The following is a 17342-nucleotide window of genomic DNA, read 5'->3' as shown; positions in this document are numbered from 1 at the left end:
CAACTACCCGAAATCCGGGGTACCCAGAGCGAATAGCCAGGAATCACGTCCGGCGTTTTACGAATAGCCGCAGGGAACGCTAGGGTGCCTCAGATGTTCCACGCTGCCTCGTCCCCCGCAAGCGCAGCGAGGTCCCGGATCGTCTCCCCGAGCTCCTGGTGGGAGGGTCTGTGACGAACTCGCTGCGACCGAACGGCGACCGCAAGGCGCCACTCCCCCCGGCCCGGTCGTCGGCCGACGGAGTGCCGAGCCCTCGCTCGCCGCAGAGCCCGCAGAAGAAGCAGAACGGCAAGCAGCGCGACGCGTTCTTCGACAACGCGAAGTACCTCGCGATCGTGCTGGTGGCCATGGGCCACGCCTGGGAGCCGCTCAAGGGCGACAGCCGGATACTCGAGGCCGCGTACCAGGTCGTCTACGCGTTCCACATGCCGGCGTTCATCATCATCTCCGGCTACTTCTCGCGCAGTTTCGACATGCGGCCCGACCGGCTGAAGCGCCTGATCACCGGCGTCGCCGTGCCGTACATCGTCTTCGAGACGGCCTACCCGCTCTTCAAGCGGTGGATCGACAACGATCCGCACCAGGAGATCAGCCTCCTCGACCCCTGGTACCTGACCTGGTTCCTGGTCGCGCTGTTCGTGTGGCGGCTGACCACGCCCATCTGGAAGCTGGCGCGCTGGCCGCTGCCGCTCGCGCTCGGCCTCGCCATGCTGGCGACCATCAGCCCCTCCATCGGCGACGACCTCGACCTCCAGCGCGTCCTGCAGTTCCTGCCGTTCTTCGTGCTGGGCCTGCAGATGAAGCCGGAGCACTTCCACATGGTGCGCCGCCGCTCGGTGCGGATCGCCTCGGTGCCCGTCTTCGCGGCGGCGCTGGCCGTCAGCTGGTGGGCGGTGCCGCGCATGAACACCGCGTGGTTCTACCACCGCGACTCCGCGCAGGAGCTGGGCGCCCCGTGGTGGACCGGCCCGGTCATGGTGCTCGCGCTGTTCGGCTGCTCCCTGGTGCTGACCGCGTGCTTCTTCGCCTGGGTGCCGCGCCGCCACATGTGGTTCACCGCCCTCGGCGCCGGCACGCTCTACGGCTACCTGCTGCACGGCTTCCTGGTGAAGGCCGGCGACTACCAGGGCTGGTTCGAGGCGGCCTGGCTGCACAAGCCGACCGGTGAGATCCTCGTGACCCTGCTCGCGGCCGCCGTCGTGACAGTGCTGTGCACCAAGCCGGTGCAGCGCGTGTTCCGCTTCGCGATGGAGCCGAAGATGGAGTGGGCCTTCAAGCGGGACGCGGCCGAACTCGCCCGCGAGCGCCAGAGCGCCGAGCGGCGCGAGCGCGAGAAGGCGGCCGTGGGCTGACCCGCCGCAGCCGTGGGCTGACCCCCGTGACCGCACGCGCCAAAGGGCCCGCACTCGTCGGAGAGTGCGGGCCCTTCGCTGTCGGCTTCGGTTCTAGCTGCCCTTCAGGTGCCTCATCAAGCGCTCGAAGTCCTGCCAACCCGACAGGTCCGACGGGTCGCCCCGGAAGGGGTAGTACAGCGCCGGGCGGGTCTTCGGGCCCAGTTCCCGGGGCGCCTCGGGCAGCGGGGTGCGGCGGGCCCGGTCACCCGGCATCTCGCGTACCTCCTCGGCGCCCAGCACGAACGCGTAGGGCACGCCGGGGCCTTCAAAGTGGGCCGGGACGGACAGGTCGCGGCGGGCCCGGCGGATCTGGACCAGCATCGACTGCAGGTCGTGCCGGGTGGCGAGGCTCTCCGCGGCGGCGACCACGGCGTCCGCCGGGATCTGCTCGCCCGGCCCGTAGCCGAAGGCCAGCGTCACGTCCTCCTCGACGCCGCCCTTCGTCCGGGTGATGCGCACCGTCGCGAGGCCCGGCCGCTCCGGCGTGCCGACGACCACCAGCCAGGTCGGCTCGGGCGCCCGCTCGTGGGCCACGTCGGTCAACTGCCGCAGCGACCAGGGGAGGTTGGCCGGCTCCTCGGTGCCCCAGCCCGCCGGCGGCTCACCGGTGACGTCCCGCCAGACGGCTTCCACGGCGCCGCCGAGAACGAGCCGGTCGTCGGCCGGGTGGACGGTGCGGAAGGAGATCGCCAGCTGGCGCTCGCCCGTGTCCTGGGTGCCCTCCCGGAAGGAGGCGGCGACGGGTGTGCGCGGGTCCTCCGGGGTCGCCTCCGGTGACTCGACCGTCGCGAACAGGCCGTTGCTCCACTGGAGGACCGCGCCGGTCAGACCGTCGTAGTAGCCGTCCCGGTCGTCCTGCACCACCCAGCGGGAGGGCCAGCCCGGCAGGCTGTTGCGGACCGCCGGGGAGAGGCGGGTCCCCGCGGGGGTGACGATCTGGAGTCCCAGGCCGGCGTTCCCGGCGGCGCGGAAGGCGTCCGACAGCCAGGCCGTCATCGCGACCACGGGACGGTCCTGGATGACGACGGCGACCTTGTCGGTGAGCACGTCCACGGCCGGCTGGGCGGCGGCCGGCGCCGGCGCCACCGTCATCCCGTCCGTCTTGACCACGGCCATCGACCAGGCGGCCTGCGGCGGCCAAGCCGTCCCGCCGACCAGCGTGGCGATACGGGCGGCGAACGTCCCGGCGAGTTCCTCGGCCTCCTGGACGCCGGTGGTGGCCCGGGCCTCGGTCCACCAGTACGGCACCTCCGGCTCCTGCGCCCCGAGCAGCCGCTCGGCCTCTCCCCTGACCTGCACGAGCAGCGGCGCTTCGACGGAGACGAGCGGGCGGCCCTGCTGGTCGCAGAGCTGCACCACGGCTCCCTCGCCCTCGGCGCCCGCCAGCAGGTCCGGCCCGCCGGAGAGCAGGCCGGCGAGCACGCTCAGCGGGTCGGGCATCTTCTTCGTGAGGGCGATGACATCCTTCGTCACGCGTTTACCTCGTCCCCTCGTAGACGGTCTGGATGAGCCGGCTCGGTTCGCCCCTGCGGACCAGCACGCCCCGGCCGGGCGGCTGCGGACCGGCGTACACGCCGGGGAACAGCTGCCCCTCGCTGCGGTCGCCCGACATCACCAGCGCCGAGGCGCCGGACTCGCGCAGGCTCTGCAGCAGCGGCTCGTACAGGCCCCGGGAGGCGCCCGCGACGCGGCGGGTGAGGACGAAGTGCAGTCCGATGTCGACGGCCGAGGGGATGTACGGCACGAACGGCGCGAGCGGCTGCTGACCCGCCGTGGTGAGGACGTCGTAGTCGTCGACGAGGATCACGATCCGCGGGCCGGAGAAGCTGCCCGGCTCCAGGTCGGCGCCGTCGGCGGTGTCGTCGGGCAGCCGCTTCTCCAGTTCGGAGGCGATGCCGGCGGCGAGGCCGGCGCACAGCTTGGTGTTGTAGGCGTAGCCGCCCCGGTACTCCTCCGGGATGACGCCGCGCAGGCCCCGGCGCGGGTCGAAGACGCCGAAGACGAGCTCCTTGTCCCCGTAGCGCTCGATCAGGCTGCGGGCGATCACCTTGAGCAGGTTGGTCTTGCCGCACTCGCTGTCGCCCATGATCAGCAGGTGCTGGTCGTGGTGGAACAGGTCGAGCAGCACGGGGGCCAGCTGGGTCTGGTCCAGGCCGACCGGGACGCGGCGCGGTTCGCCGGCCGGGCCGGGCAGCTGGTGCGCCTCCAGCACGTGCGGCAGCACGCGCACCGGCTGGGCGACCTCGCCGGTCCAGGTGGCGCGGATCTGCCGGGCGGTGGTCTCCAGGACCGCGCCGAGGTCGGCGGTGTCGGCGAGGCCGTCGGTGCGGGGCAGGGCGACCTGGGCGAAGAGCTTGCGGTCGGTGAGGACGCGGCCCTTCTCCTCGGGCGAGAGGGTCTCGCCGAGCTTGCGGTCGATGCTGGACTCGCTCGGGTCGTTCAGCCGCAGTTCGACGCGGGTGCCGAACTGGGACTGGGTGGCGATGCGCACGTCGTTCCAGCGCAGCATGCCGGCGACGACGTGGATGCCGTAGCCGCTGCCCCGCTTGAGGATGTCGACGACCGGGTCGTCCAGTTCCTCGAAGTCGTCGCGCAGCGCGCCGAAGCCGTCGATGAGCAGCACGATCTCGGTACTGGCCAGCTCGGGCACCCGGCCCGCGGCGCGCAGGGTGCGCAGTTGCTCCAGCGAGTCGATGCCGTGCACCCGGAACAGTTCCTCGCGCTGGTCGAGCATGGCGCGCACCGAGTCGATGGTGCGGGCCGCGCGCTCCCGGTCGGCCCGGCCGGCGATGCCGCCGACGTGCGGCAGCCCCGACAGGGCCTGCAGGCCGCCGCCGACCAGGTCCAGGCCGTAGACACCCACTTCCTGCGGGGTGTGGGTGAGCGCCAGCGACAGGGCGAGGGTGCGCAGCAGCGTGGTCTTGCCGGACTGGGGGCCACCGATGATCGCGGCGTGACCGCCGGCGAGCGTCAGGTCCAGGTACCACTGGCCCTGCCACTGCTTCGTCGGGTCGTCGATCGTGCCCAGCGGCACCTGGAGCGGGCCGCGGCGCCCCGCGAGCTGCATTCCGCGCGGACCCACCTGCACCGGTCCGGCGACCTTGTCGAGCGGAACCGCGGCGGGCAGCGGGGGCAGCCAGATCTGGCGCACCGCGCGGGCACCGGACCGCTCCAGCTGGTCGATCATCACGCCCATCTCGGTGGGGCCGGTCTCCCGGCGCCGCATCTGCGGCTCCTCGGGCGCCTCGGAGTCCCCCTGGCCGAGGGTGTTGTAGGCCTGGTACTCCAGGGCGAGCGGCCCGGTGTCCTCCTCCTCGTGCTGGACGGGGCCGCGGTAGGCGCCGGAGACGTAACTGGCTTTGAACCGCTCGTAGTGGCTGGTGTCGACCTTGAGGTAGCCGAAGCCGGGCAGCGGGGGCAGGTGGAAGGCGTCCGTGGTGTCCAGGACCGTGCGGGACTCGTCCGGGGAGAAGGTGCGCAGCCCGAGCCGGTACGACAGGTAGGTCTCCAGGCCCTTGAGCTTGCCGGCCTCGATGCGCTGGCTGGACAGCAGCAGGTGCACGCCGATGGACCGGCCGATCCGGCCGATGGACAGGAACAGGTCGATGAAGTCCGGCTTGGCGGTGAGGAGTTCGCCGAACTCGTCGATCACGACGAACAGGTGCGGCAGCGGCTCCAGGTCGGGGCGCTTCTCGGCGCGCAGCGCGGCGTAGTGGCCGATGTCGGCGACGTTGCCCGCGTCCTTGAGGACCTGCTGGCGGCGCTTGACCTCGCCGGCGAGGGAGGCGTGGACGCGCTCGACGAGGCCGGCCTGGTTCTCCAGGTTGGTGATGACACCGGCTACGTGCGGCAGGTGCGCGAACGGGGCGAAGGTGGCGCCGCCCTTGTAGTCGACGAGGACCATGGCCAGGTCCTCCGGCGGGTGCGTGGCGACCAGGGCGAGGACGAGGGTGCGCAGCAGCTCCGACTTGCCGGAGCCGGTGGCGCCGACGCACAGGCCGTGCGGGCCCATGCCCAGTTCGGAGGATTCCTTCAGGTCGAGGAGGACGGGCTCCTTGGCGTCGCTGACGCCGATCGGCACGCGCAGGAAGGCACGTTCGCCGCGCGGCGCCCACAGCCGGTGGAGGTCGAGTTCGGCCACGTCGTCGATGCCGAGCAGCTGGGCGAAGTCGACCGGGCCGGTGAGCGGGGCGTCGACCATGGACTCCGCGGACAGCCGCAGCGGGGCGAGCATCCGGGCGAGGCCCTCGGCGAAGGGGACGCCGATCTCGTCGACGGTGCCGTGGGCGCTGATCGGCTCCTTCTCGCGCAGGTCCTCGATGACGACGCGCTCCCCGTCGACGGTGATGCGCACGCCGACGCTGCCGGGCTCCTGCACGCGCTGGTCGAGCAGGTGCAGCACGGTGACGCTCATGTCCCGCAGGCCCACGGCGTCGTCGGGGCGCGGCAGGTCCACCGCGTCGGCGCCGTGCGCGTCGGCGAGGACGAGCAGCCGGGAGGTCATGGCGAGGGCGTCCTTGCCGGACAGGCCGCGGCGGACCTCGGCCGCGTAGGAGGCGCGGCGACGGAGTTCGGGGCCGATCTGCCGGGCCAGCTGGGGCAGGGAGGGCGCGATGCGGCGGGCGGCGACGGGGCCGTCGAACTGCTCGGGGTCGAGCAGGTGCGGCAGCCACTTGGCCCACTCCCAGTCGGCGATCCGGTCGCCGGGCACGGCCAGCGCCATGGCCACGTCGTCGGGGGCGTGGGTGGCGGCGGCCTGCGCGATCAGTGCGCGGGCGACGCGGAGGGTGTCCTCGCGCCGGCCGATGACGGTGATGTTGCCGACGCGGTCGAGCGGGACGGTGAGCGGGAGTTCGGTGCCGTTGGCGAAGCGGGCGACCAGGGCGGAGGCCTCGTTCAGCATGAACTCGTCGGGCGGGGTGAGCACGGAGGATCCGGGCGGGGCCACCTTCAGGTCGCGCACCGGCATCTCGCCGGTGCCGACGCGGACGCGCAGGAAGTCGGCGTCGAGCCGGCGCCGCTCCCACAGCCGGGCGGGGTCGCGCACGACGTCGTACAGCGCGTCCGGCGGCGGGTTGAGCACCTGGGTGCTCTCGCGCCGCTCCCGCTCCTCCTTCGACAGCTCCTCCCGCAGGTCCTCCAGGTAGGTGAGGTAGGCCTCGCGCTGGGTGCGGCGGGTGCGCTGGGCCTTGCCGCGCTGGGAGAAGAGCATGACGAGCGAGCCGATGACGGTGACGAGGAGGATGATCGCGCCCAGCCCCGCGAACTGGCTGTTGCGCACGACCGTCATCATCACGACGGAGGACATCACGCCGGCGACGGGCAGCAGCGAGGTCGCGACCGAGCCCGTCTTGCCGTCGGGCAGGTTGGGCGGGGCCTCGATGGTGCGCGGTTCGGGGGCGGCCGGGGGCCTGGTGGTCCGGGCCGGCCGGTGGATCAGTCGGGTGCTCATCGTGGTTGACCTGTCCTGTCGGTCCTGGGTTCCCTTCGTGTGCGGGAGGGTCAGCGGCGCTTGTGGGAGAGCTGGAAGGCCTCCGCCGCCAGGCGGGTGGCGGCCTCCCTGGTGTCCCGCGCGAGCAGCTCGGTGCGGATGGTGCCGCCGGCCGCCAGATGCCGGTCGTAGGGCAGGACCCGCACGCTCGCCCCCGTCGCCTTCAGCTGCTCGGCCGCCTTCTCCAGGTCGATGCCGAGGTGCGGCACGGTCTCGGTGAGCACGACGACGGTGGAGGTGGTGATGTCCCGGGGCAGCCCGCGCATCCACTCCAGGACCGCGTGCGTGCTGGCGATGCCCTCCAGCGTCGCGGGGACCGTGAGGATCCGGGCCTGGGCGGCGGACAGGGCGGTGCGGGCGACCTCGGCGGGCAGCGTCTCGCAGTCGGCGACGGTCACGCCGAAGTAGCGGCGCATCGCCACCATGATCCGCTCGTAGCCCTTGGTGTCGAGCATGGCCCCGACCTGCCCCTGGCTGCCGGGCAGCAGCCAGGCGTTCTCGGGCAGTTGCACGAGGTAGCCGGTGATGTCGAGGAGCGTCATCTGCGGTTCGACGACGTCGGCGAGATCGCCGGTGGTCCAGCGCAGGCTCTCCGCGCCGAGCCGCAGCGGCAGCGAGCCGAGCGCCGGGTCGGCCTCGACGGCCAGGACGGGGTCCTGGCGGTAGTGGGCGTAGGTGGCGGTCAGCAGCGCGGCGACCGTCGTCTTGCCCGAGCCGCCGCGGATCGAGGTCACCGCTATCTGGCGGCCGGTGGTGACCGGCTGCTGGAGGATCTCGGCGGTCGCGGTGGTCTCGGCGACCTCACGGGCCGCGGAGGACGAGACGGTACGACGTACGGCCCGCAGGGCGCGCGCGGCGAACGGCTCCCCCCGCCGGGGCCCCTTGCCCGCGCCGACGAGCTTCTGGTCGACGACCGGGCGGCTGTCGGGGGTGGCGCGGGAGGCGCGCGCGCGGGGCGCGGGGGACGGTTGCGCGTACTGCTGCGGCTGTTCCTGCGGGGCGGCCTGCTGCTGTTCCCGCGGGGCGGCCTGCTGCTCGGCGTAGGCCTGCTGTTCGGCGTACGCCTGTTGCGCGGCGTAGGCCTGCTGCTGGGCGTGCTGGTGCTGCTGCTGTTCGGTGTACGCCTGCTGCTGTTCGGTGTACGCCTGCTGCTGCTGCTCGGCGTACGCCTGCCGCTGCTGCTCGGCGTAGGCCTGCTGCCGGGCGTAGGCCTGCTGTTCGGCATAGGCCTGCTGGGCGTAGGCCGGGTCGGCGTACTGCTGCTGCCCCTGCGCGGCGTAGGCCTGCCGTTGCGCGGCGGCGTACTGCTCGGCGTAGGCCTGCTGTTGCGCGTGCTGCTGCTCGGCGGTCGTGGGCTGCTGGTACTGCTGCGGGTAGCCGTAGGCCGGGGCCGGCCCCTGTGCCTGCCCCTGACCCTGGGCGGCGTGCGCCTGCTGCGCCTCCGTCCCCTGTCCCTGTTGCGGGGCCGCCTGCTGTGCCGCCGCCTGCTGCCGGTCCCGCTGCTGGGACGTCTGCTGCGGCTGCTGGGGCGTGCCGCCCCTCAGATCCCGCAGCACGTCGTTCTGCCAGTTGTCCCCGCTCGGCATGTCGCCCTTCTCTCCTGCCACGTCCCGCCGTGTCGTTCCGCGGGAGCGACAGGGTGGGCGTCTGGTCTTCGAAGCCTCAGAACTTGTTGAGCAGCTGCCCGTAGATGCCGAACGCCCCGATGGCGAGCGGGAAGAGCCCGATCACGCCGAGGGACTCGATCAGGTCGGCGAACCTGCGCAGCCGCACCCGGACGTGGTCGGGCGGCTCGATGCCCAGGACCAGCAGCGGCAGCAGTGCCGCTGCCCCCAGCAGCACCAGCGCGCCGACTCCCCCGGCGTGGTCCAGCCACAGCACCGCGAGCCGTACGACGAGCAGCGTGGCCGCCGCGAACAGCGCCACGACCTCGGCGACCAGGGGGAAGGCCCGTGCCCGGGACAGCAGGACGACGGCCACGAGCGAGGCGAGGCCCACCGTCCAGACGGTCGGCTCCTTCGCGGTGGTCAGCATCCAGCCACCGAGGGCGGCCGAGGCCGCGGTGACGATGGTGGCGAGGGCGAGCCCGCGGTGGGTGGCGGCGAGGGCGTTGGCGACCTGGTGGCGGCTCACGGACGTCCCCGTGGAGCGCTTGTCGTCCAGGGCGGTGAGTCCTGAGGCCATCAGCGCGAACCGGGGCAGCAGCCCGAGCAGGACGATGGAGAACACGGCCATCACTGCGCCGATCCGGTCCGCCCGGTCCTGGAGGAGGGCGACGGCCTCCCACACCAGGGCGATCACCACGATCGCCCCGGCCCCGATCAGGCCGCCCTTGCCGAGCGGCGAGCAGTAGGCCAGCAGCACGAGGGTGACCACGAGCGCGGCGGCGATACCGGCCATCCGGGCGGTGCCGCCCCAGTCGTAGGCGTCGGCGGCGGTCCAGGCGGTCAGCAGGCCGAGCCCGCCGGCGGCGAGCAGCAGCGCGGTGGCCAGGCCCTGGTTGCCCTGGCCGATCCGGGCGATGGCCGCGCCGGCGATCAGGAACAGGGCGGTGACGACCACGAGCCCCGTGGTGACGGCCTCCAGGGAGAACTCCTGCCGGGCCAGGACGGCCGCGGCCACGGCGAACACCACGGTGGCCACGCCGGCGCTGATGCGGCGGGCGGCCGGGCGCCAGCGCCAGGTCCTCAGATCGAGGTCGTCCGCGACCTGGTCGGTGACGTCGTGCACGACGGGCGCCGGCGGTGCGGCGTGCGCCCGGACGAGGCGGAGCACGGCGCCGTCCGGCACCTCGGCCGACGCCAGCGTCGCGTCATGGGGCAGCGCCGAACCGTCGGAGGTGATCAGCTGTCGAGTGGTCGGCCGGGTGGCGGCCCGGTCGTCCAGCAACTGGAGTATGTCCGGAAGCAATTGGCCGATCGGTGTGTCCGACGGCAGGACCAGGTCGGCTCGTCGTCGCTCGCCGATCAGGGTGACCCGGCTCAGCTGGGTCCGAGACATCGTTGCTGCGCTCACCACTCACCGGAACCTATCATCGCGTTTTTTCCGCCACGGCCGCGCTCCGATCCGCTCGCGTCGGCCGCGCACACCCCGTTCACTGTTTCTCCGCACCCTTGCCGCCGGCACCGCTCGCGGAGGCGCCGGGCGTCGGGGCGTACTGCTGCTCCTGCTGCTGCCGCTGCTGTTTCTCCTCGGCCTTCTGCTTCGCCAGCGTGGCCTGGAGGAAGGACCAGCCGATGCAGCCGGCGCACAGCACGGCGGCGATCGCGATACCCGCGAAGACCTTGCCGAACCGTTCGTCCGCCGTCCGTCGCGCGCGCTGCGTGCCGAACAGCAGCGCGTCGCGCATCCGGCGCCGCGCACCGCCACCGACTCCAGCAGCTGGCTGTCGTAGTCCCGTGCCATTCAGTCGTCCTGTGCCTTGTTGATGCGTGGTCAGTCGTCCGGGGCCAGGCCCAGGCGCTTCCGCATGACGGCGTACTTCCGGGTGAGCCGCCGGGCGGTGTGCTCGTCGAGTGCGGCGAGGCGGTGGGGGTCGGCGTTGTGCGCGAGGTCGGCCGCCTTGACCAGCCGGGCGCCCGGGGTGTCCAGAATCCGGCGGGCGTACGCCTCCGGCTCCTCCTCCGGCCGCTTGGTCATGGCCCGTACGACGTCCTTGGTGTGCTGCGTGAGGGCGGCCGCGTCGAGCCACTCCTCGCTGAGGACGCCGTCCTCCAGCGCGTCGTGCAGCCAGGCGGCGGCCACCAGTTCGTCGCTGCCGCCCCGGGCGCGCACGCCGTCGGCGACGGCCGACAGATGCTCGGCGTACGGCCGCCCGGCCTTGTCCGTCTGCCCGGCGTGCGCGGTGCGAGCGACGGCCTCGACCTCGGCGAGACTCATCTCCTGCGGCATGCGATCCCCCCTAGCTTCGCTCCCGCAACATAAGACACGAACACGCCACGCGTACAACCGGGGTGCGGGGCTCCCCCCACACGTCTTCACACACCGCCCGACAGCCCTGTCACGATCATGAAGAGCACCCACAGCACGGGGATGAGCGCGATGTAGGCCCGGGGCCGTCGCCGCACGGGTACGCCCGGGTCGTAGCGCGGGCCGAGCGTGCCCGGCCCCGGCGCGGGGAGCGCCTTGACCCGGCGCACGGCCAGGACGTTGCGGACCAGCGTCAACGGCGCGAAGACGAAGAGGGACAGGGGGCTCCACCAGCCCCAGGCGAGCGTGTGGGTGGTCAGCGCGCGGTACACGGCCAGCCCGCAGGTCATGCACATCGGACCGTCCGTCTTCCGGAACCCCATGAGGACGACGAGGCCGCGGTGCGCGCGGAACACGACGTCCGCGGCGGGAGAACCTCCGCAGAACCTGCACATGGGGAGGGACGGATCCGGGGCTTCCGGGAGGTCCGCATGCGGGAGGCGGCGGTTCCGACCGCTGTGGTGCGGGGCGTCGGCCGGGGGCTCAGCGGGTTGCGCGGACTTCGCGGGGTGCGCGGACTCCGTCGGCTTCGCGGCGCGAGGGTCGGTGTACCAGGCGCGGAGGGAGTCGGCGACGGCGTCCAGGAGGCCGCTCTTGAGGGCCTCGTCGATGGTCCCGTCGCAGAACTTCTCCCCGCGCACCACGGCGGTGGCGGCCCGTACGGCGTCGGCGGGCCGCAGCCCGCCCTCCGCGGGGAGCGTGGGCACGGGGTTGTCCATCCAGCGGTGCTCGGGGGTGACGGCACCGACGCCGCGGAGGGCGTCGACGGCCCGGAACACCCCCTTGCTGTACTTGGGGAACGGTACATGGATGGCACCGCTCGGCGACTTCTGCCCACCGCCCCACTCCACGTCCCGGTCCTCGTCCGTGAGCGCGTCGAAGGCCTCGGCGAGCTCCCGCCACGCCTCGGCGTCGTCGCGGTCGAGCTGGGCGAGGAGGCGCTGGTCGTCGGCCGGGGTGACGACGCGGGCCAGTTCCTCGACGGCGGCGGCGTCGGCAGCCTCGGTGACGGGCCCGACGCCGGGTTCGTGACTGAGCAGGTGGAGCACGCCGAGGGGCGTGAGGCCGCGTTCCCGGGCCTCCCGGATCCGGTTGTACCACTCCGTGCTCGCCTCGTAGGCGCTGACGCTGCTCGCCCTCCGCATGATCCAGTCGACGTCGTCGGCGCCGGCCTCGGCCCAGGCGTATCCGATCACCTCACCGTCGAGGGCGGTGACGGTGATGTAGTGGACGGGGTTGGTCATGCCGTTGTCTCGTGGATCCTCATTCGGAGGCGGATCGGCCGGCTGTCGGCCGGTCGCCTGCGGCGAGGGCCTCCACGGCTGCGGCACTGGGGGCGTCGGTGAGGGAACCTGGCAGGGGGCGGCCCCTGCCGCCCGGTTCCGGGTCGGCCAAGAACTCGGCGAGGGCCTCGGACGGACGGAGACCACGCTTCCTGGCCGCACGCAACCGGCTGATCCAGGATATGCCTTCATCCACCCCCCGGCTCCCGGCGGCCCTTCGTGGTTCGTACGCGGCAGCGTCGCCCTCGTCGCTCGCCCATACGTAGCCGAGGACCGCTCCCCCTTGCTTCTCGACGACCGTGAAGTGCTGCACCGGCCTGTCCATCCAGTCCTGGTACCGCGGCGGACCGCCCGGTGCCTCCCGGAACCACAGGTCTTCGGCAAAGCACGGATTGATCGGTTGCTCACTGCTCACTGTTTCGCTCCCGGGCACGTGAAGCGCGGTTCGTCGGATGCTCGCTGATCACGCAGCGCTCTCCAAGGTGCGGCGACTCAGCTCTTGGTGGCCAGGTCTTTGACGGTCTGCAGGGTCGGCGCCTCCGCGAGGGAGCCGGGGGCGATACGGCTGGGGTCCTCCGGGCCGAACTCACGGGTCATCTTCGCGAGCGCGGCTGAGGGAGCGAGGCCCTGCCGCTTCGCCTCATGAAACTCGGCGGCCCACAAGGCACCCATATTGAACGCCTCGTCGCCACCCGCCCGGCGATACTGCCATCCAGCCGCACCGTCCTCGTCGTTCACCCACACATAGCCGAGGACCGTGCCGGTTCGGTCCACGACGGCTGCGTACTGCACCGCCTTGTCGGTGGTCCTGGCATAGCGTGGTGGGCCGTCGACTTCCTCCCACGGCAGTGGTTCGGTCACCCGCGGCGGCACATACGGTTCCCAGCTCATGATGGTGCCCTTCCTGGCCGTGCACCCCTCCCCGGACGCCAGTTCGTCGAGGAGGTCTGGGGGAGCGCGCTGGCCAGCCGCATCGGCGGCACGACCCAGCCAACCGCGTCGTCCATGTTGTTTCGCCCGCTGGGCCCGTCACCTGCTGAACCGCAGGTCTCCCTCGAAGAGCGAACTGATCGGCTCTCCTTTACTCACTCTGCGCCAAAGTCTCGACGGCAGCGGCGTTCGGAGCGTCGGTGAGAGACCCCGGGAGGCCACGGCCCTTGCCGGCAGGTTCCGGGTCGGCCAGCAACTCAGCGAGTGCCTGAGACGGAAGAAGGCCCCGCTCCTTGGCACTGCGCAGCCGACGAATCCAGAAGCCACCCTCATTCGCCGCACGGGGGCCGCCGGCCTGTCGCGGTTCCCAGGCAGCGGCGTTGTCCTCGTCACCGGCCCACACGTAACCGAGGACTGCACCGTTCTCCTTGTCGACCACAGTGAAATACCGCACCGGCTTGTCGGTGTGATTCCGGTATCGCGGCGGACCCGACACGAGGTTGAGGTGCACGTCCTCGTTGAAGCGCGGGTTGATCGGTCGTTCACCGCTCATGGTGTCCACATTCCTCTCGCTCGGGGTGATCGGTCCTGAGGCTACGGCTTGGGCCTCGGCAGGATCTCCCCGTATACGTGCCACTTGCCCATGGCGTCCTGGAAGACGCGCGTCACCTTGTACTCGGAGCCCTTGGCAAGGAGCAGCTCGCGTTCTCCCGGGTTCTTGGAGAGGTGGTCGATCCAGAGGGCGGGGGTGCCCTTTGGCACTCGCCAGTGCATCCACACCGGATTGGAGTCGAACGGGGGCGGCGGCGTCTTTCCGAGTGCCGTGGAGGTGAACGCCTTGTCGTCGAACACGCCGCCCTCCATTTCCATCGGTGACTTCAGCGGCTGACCGTCGATCCTGATGTGGTCGACCCCTGTGCCGCGCACGACCATGACGTCCTCGGGGACGGGACGTGCGCCCATGACGTTGTCCATCTCGTCGATGGCATGCTTGAGCGAGGCGTCCAGTTCGTGCCCGAAGCGCAAATGGTTGTTGATCAGCGTGTACTCGTTGCCACTGTAGGTCCTCAGCGCCTCCCACGACTCGGGGGGCAGGTCGTCCAGGAATTTGTTCCAGTATGCATTGCCATACGCCAGCCCCGCTTCGTTACTGACACTGGGTGCGGGGTTCGTGCCGCGAGCGAGTTCGGCCGTGGCCACCGCGTGTTTCTCCGCGTCGGTGGCCAGGTTGCCGAAGTCGTCCGCCGACATGTGCGGCTTGTACTCGAACGGCTCCCCGGCCCCGCCGCCCGGCATATCCGCACTCTGATGCCCCGAAGCGTCGATGCCTTGGTGCGCAGCAGCATCCCCGATGCCGGCGTGGTCGCCGACGTGCGCCGCGTCGTCCGCGTGACCGGCACCCTCGTCCCCATGACCAACGCCGTGCGAGGCGTCGTCGGCATGACCGGTGCCGGGAGCGTCGTGGCCCGGGCCGTGGCCGCCGGTGCCGGGGACGTCGGGGCCGCCCGGGTGCGGCGCGGTCGGGGCGTGGTTCGCCGGGCCGGTGGCCTGGTGGTACCACGGCGTCGAGGAGCCGGGGTGAGCACCGCTGCCGGGGACGTCGGGACCGCCCGTGTGCGGCGCCGGCGGGACGTCGTGCACCGGGTTGGCGCCCGTCGTCTGGCTGTACCACGGAGTCCCCGCCCCGGGGTGACCGCCCGTGTGCGGCGCGGTCGTCGGGGTCGTGTCGTACGCCGACGGCGGAGGTGCCTGGTCGTACGCCGACGGGGCCGGTGCGTGATCGTACGTGCCCGGCGACGGCGCGTGGCCGTACGGCGAGCCGGAAGGAGCGTGGCCGTAGGGGGACGCGGACGGGGCCTGGCCGTACGGGGACGCCGACGGGGGCTGGCCGTGTTGCGCGCCGGTCGGTGTGTGGTCGTACGTGGAGGGAGCCGGTGTCGGGTCGAAGGCTCCGCCCGGGGTGTGTATCGGGGCCGTGGGGGGCGTGTTGTAGTGGCCCGGGTTGGCCGCGTTGTCCACCGCGTGCGCGGCTCCGTCGACGCCGCCGTGGGTCGCGGCCCCGGCGTACGACGGTGTCTGGGCACCCTGCGTCGTCCAGTGGGCCGGAAGCGTCGGGGTGGTGCCGTTCGGAACCGTCGGGGTGGTGCCGTGCGGGGTCGTCGGGGTGGTGCCGTGGGGAACCGGTGTCGTGTCGATCGTGCCGTTGGGCGCGACGAGGTTGCCGTTCGGGGCCAGCTGATGGCCGTCGGGGAGGTGGACCGAGCCGTCGGGGAGCGTGGGGATGTCGATGTTGCCGACACCCTTCAGGCCCTTGGTGATGTCGCCGATCTTCGACAGACCCGCGCCCGCGCCCTTGGTGATGTAGGTCATCGGGTCGATCACCCGGCCCGCCTTGCCCGCCACGGACAGTGCCTTGGCGACCGCGCCCGCCTTGCCCGCACCCGAGGCCGCCGCACCCGCACCACCGGTGAACACCGTCGTCAGGACGTTGAAAGTGACCGCACCCGCGGCGCGGGCGGGGTTCTTGCCCCACTCATCCCACGCCACCAGCGCCTTGCCGGTTTCCTTCATCGCCGTGCGCGAGTCACGCAGCCAGGACGGCATGTCCTTGTCCGACGCCGTCCAGAACCACGCCTGCGCCCCGGGAATCGCCGTGATGACCAGACCGGTCGCCAGCTGGGCCAGGCCCTTCCACGCCTGCCCCATCGCCTCCCAGCCGCCAAAGCCCACCAGCGTGCCCAGGCCCTTGATCGTGCCCCAGACACCGTCCACGATCAGGCCGTCCCACACGAACGACTTCACCCAGTGGCCGACCTCGTACCAGTGGTGCTTCTCCTCCACCGGGTCACCCCAGGGAAGCTTCGCGTTCTTCATGTCCTCGGCGTTGAAGCCGTACTGGTTCTTCTTGTCCGAACCATCCCCGGCCACCATCTGCGTCCCGCCCCACAACGCAGTGATCTTGTTGTGGCAGGTCCGCTCCGCCGCCCAGAACGCCGCGACCGTCGCGGTGATCTCATCACGCAGCTTGTTGTGCTCGTCGACCTTGTCCTCGTCGTACTCCCACTCGTCATCATCCTTAACGGAGGAGACGAAGGCCGCCGCGTCCGTCTTCAGCTGCTTCAGCTTCGCCACCAGCGGACGGATTTCGGTGGCGTACGACGACAGCGCGCCCGAGACCTTCTCCAGGTCGTCGGCGAAGGCGTCCGCCTTCTCCTTCACCGGCTTCGTCGTCGCGAACAGCTGCTCCGCCTCCGGAGCGTGGTAGAACGCCGACAACCCCTGGAACCGCGAGTGGATGTCACCACCGGCATCCCGGACATGACCCGCGTCCTTCTTCAGATCCGCGTAGTCCGTCTCCAGCTGCTCGAGATTTCCGGTGAACTGGGGGATCTTCTCCGGCTGGATCACCGCTTACCGACTCCCGGCAGATCCACCACCGGAGCCTGCAGCGTCTTGCGCTGCGCCTCCGCCGCCATCTCCTCATCACCGTTCAGATACGCCGTCGTGGCATCCACCGCGCCCTGCAACGACTTACCCGCCCGCGCCGCGACGAACTTCAGATCCTTCGTCGCACGCTCCGCGAACTGCGACAACGCAAGCGCCACCAGACCGCCCTGCGCCTTCTCGCCGCCCTCACCACCGCCCTCGGCGGACACGGTGCCCGCGCTGGACGCCGCCGACGTCAGATGCTCACCGAACGCCGTCGCGTACTTCTCCAGCTTCGACGCCGCCTCACCCGTCGTCTTCAGCACATGCGAAATACCCTGCGGCTTCAAATCCCAGCCGGGCACCGAAAACCCCCGTCACGCACAATCAACGAACAACCTGACAGAACAACAGCGGCAGACTCAGCCGATGTTGTCCACCGCCGCCTTCGCACGCTGAATCGTCGACTGCGCCGTGCCGTCGTTCTTCTCCAGCGTCGTCTTCAGCAGATGAATAATGTTCTTCACCTCTTGCGAGGCGTTGTTCCACCGCTGTTCCTTGCCGTGGTACTCATCCGCCACACCATCCGCCGTGAAGTCGGCCATCGCCGCCTTCACCTGCTTGTCACGCTCGGTGATCAGCGACTCCAGACGGCCGATCACCCCCTGGATGTTCGACTGCGCATCCGCCGACGCACCCGTGTCATACGACCGGCGATCCGAACCCGCACCCGCCATCACACACCACTCCCCGAGAAACGAAACACAACCAGAAACCGAACCGGCGCAACACCCACAGCGCTCACAGCGCTCACAGCGCTCACACGCCGACAGCGCTCAAACGCCGGAA

13 protein-coding genes are annotated in these 17342 nt (G+C 71.4%); 1 reads left to right on the top strand and 12 read right to left on the bottom strand.

Going from position 1 to position 17342, the window contains the following annotated elements; all coding sequences use genetic code 11:
* Nucleotides 1-170 precede the first annotated feature (170 nt).
* Nucleotides 171-1352, top strand: a complete 1182-nt coding sequence (locus tag ACSUPV_RS26975; protein WP_037770330.1) for an acyltransferase family protein — start codon at nucleotides 171-173, stop codon at nucleotides 1350-1352.
* Nucleotides 1353-1445: 93 nt separating this feature from the next.
* On the opposite strand, the gene ACSUPV_RS26970 is transcribed toward ACSUPV_RS26975, so the two are convergent.
* The 12 genes from ACSUPV_RS26970 to ACSUPV_RS26915 all read right to left on the bottom strand — a co-directional run bounded on the left by ACSUPV_RS26970 (nucleotide 1446) and on the right by ACSUPV_RS26915 (nucleotide 17230).
* Entirely contained in the window at nucleotides 1446-2867 is a 1422-nt protein-coding gene (locus ACSUPV_RS26970) for a DUF6177 family protein (protein WP_031114139.1), read from the bottom strand.
* A 4-nt stretch (nucleotides 2868-2871) separates the two neighbouring features.
* Nucleotides 2872-6846, bottom strand: coding sequence for a type VII secretion protein EccCa (gene eccCa, locus ACSUPV_RS26965; protein WP_359792172.1), 3975 nt, complete (start codon nucleotides 6844-6846; stop codon nucleotides 2872-2874).
* Nucleotides 6847-6896: 50 nt separating this feature from the next.
* Complete coding sequence (locus tag ACSUPV_RS26960) at nucleotides 6897-8492, bottom strand: MinD/ParA family protein (protein ID WP_359792170.1); 1596 nt, start codon at nucleotides 8490-8492, stop codon at nucleotides 6897-6899.
* Nucleotides 8493-8547: 55 nt separating this feature from the next.
* Nucleotides 8548-9885 (bottom strand): type VII secretion integral membrane protein EccD, encoded by a 1338-nt coding sequence (gene eccD, locus ACSUPV_RS26955; protein WP_031114144.1) that lies wholly within the window; start codon nucleotides 9883-9885, stop codon nucleotides 8548-8550.
* A gap of 94 nt (nucleotides 9886-9979) precedes the next feature.
* Complete coding sequence (locus ACSUPV_RS26950) at nucleotides 9980-10234, bottom strand: hypothetical protein (RefSeq protein WP_436948733.1); 255 nt, start codon at nucleotides 10232-10234, stop codon at nucleotides 9980-9982.
* Nucleotides 10235-10320: 86 nt separating this feature from the next.
* Nucleotides 10321-10776 (bottom strand): HD domain-containing protein, encoded by a 456-nt coding sequence (locus ACSUPV_RS26945; protein WP_031114148.1) that lies wholly within the window; start codon nucleotides 10774-10776, stop codon nucleotides 10321-10323.
* An 86-nt stretch (nucleotides 10777-10862) separates the two neighbouring features.
* Nucleotides 10863-12098: a DUF6508 domain-containing protein gene (locus tag ACSUPV_RS26940; protein ID WP_436948732.1), complete on the bottom strand. Its 1236-nt coding sequence runs from the start codon at nucleotides 12096-12098 to the stop codon at nucleotides 10863-10865.
* Nucleotides 12099-12629: 531 nt separating this feature from the next.
* Nucleotides 12630-13028, bottom strand: coding sequence for a hypothetical protein (locus ACSUPV_RS26935; protein WP_436948731.1), 399 nt, complete (start codon nucleotides 13026-13028; stop codon nucleotides 12630-12632).
* Between the two features lie 190 nt (nucleotides 13029-13218).
* On the bottom strand, nucleotides 13219-13620 hold the full coding sequence (locus ACSUPV_RS26930; RefSeq protein WP_436948730.1) for a hypothetical protein: 402 nt from the start codon (nucleotides 13618-13620) through the stop codon (nucleotides 13219-13221).
* A 41-nt stretch (nucleotides 13621-13661) separates the two neighbouring features.
* The gene (locus ACSUPV_RS26925) at nucleotides 13662-16475 is read right to left on the bottom strand and encodes an ADP-ribosyltransferase (RefSeq protein WP_436948729.1); all 2814 of its coding nucleotides are present in this window, start codon (nucleotides 16473-16475) and stop codon (nucleotides 13662-13664) included.
* On the bottom strand, nucleotides 16472-16858 hold the full coding sequence (locus ACSUPV_RS26920) for a DUF6507 family protein (RefSeq protein WP_382609444.1): 387 nt from the start codon (nucleotides 16856-16858) through the stop codon (nucleotides 16472-16474). The genes ACSUPV_RS26925 and ACSUPV_RS26920 overlap by 4 nt, the downstream gene beginning before the upstream one ends.
* 57 nt (nucleotides 16859-16915) lie before the next feature.
* Complete coding sequence (locus ACSUPV_RS26915; protein WP_031114159.1) at nucleotides 16916-17230, bottom strand: pore-forming ESAT-6 family protein; 315 nt, start codon at nucleotides 17228-17230, stop codon at nucleotides 16916-16918.
* Nucleotides 17231-17342 lie beyond the last annotated feature (112 nt).

It is taken from the genome of Streptomyces sp. SudanB52_2052, assembly GCF_964272415.1.
GTDB classification, from domain to species: domain Bacteria; phylum Actinomycetota; class Actinomycetes; order Streptomycetales; family Streptomycetaceae; genus Streptomyces; species Streptomyces olindensis.
Note: the sequence above shows the minus strand (reverse complement) of the source record. Positions and strands in the feature narration are given on the sequence as shown.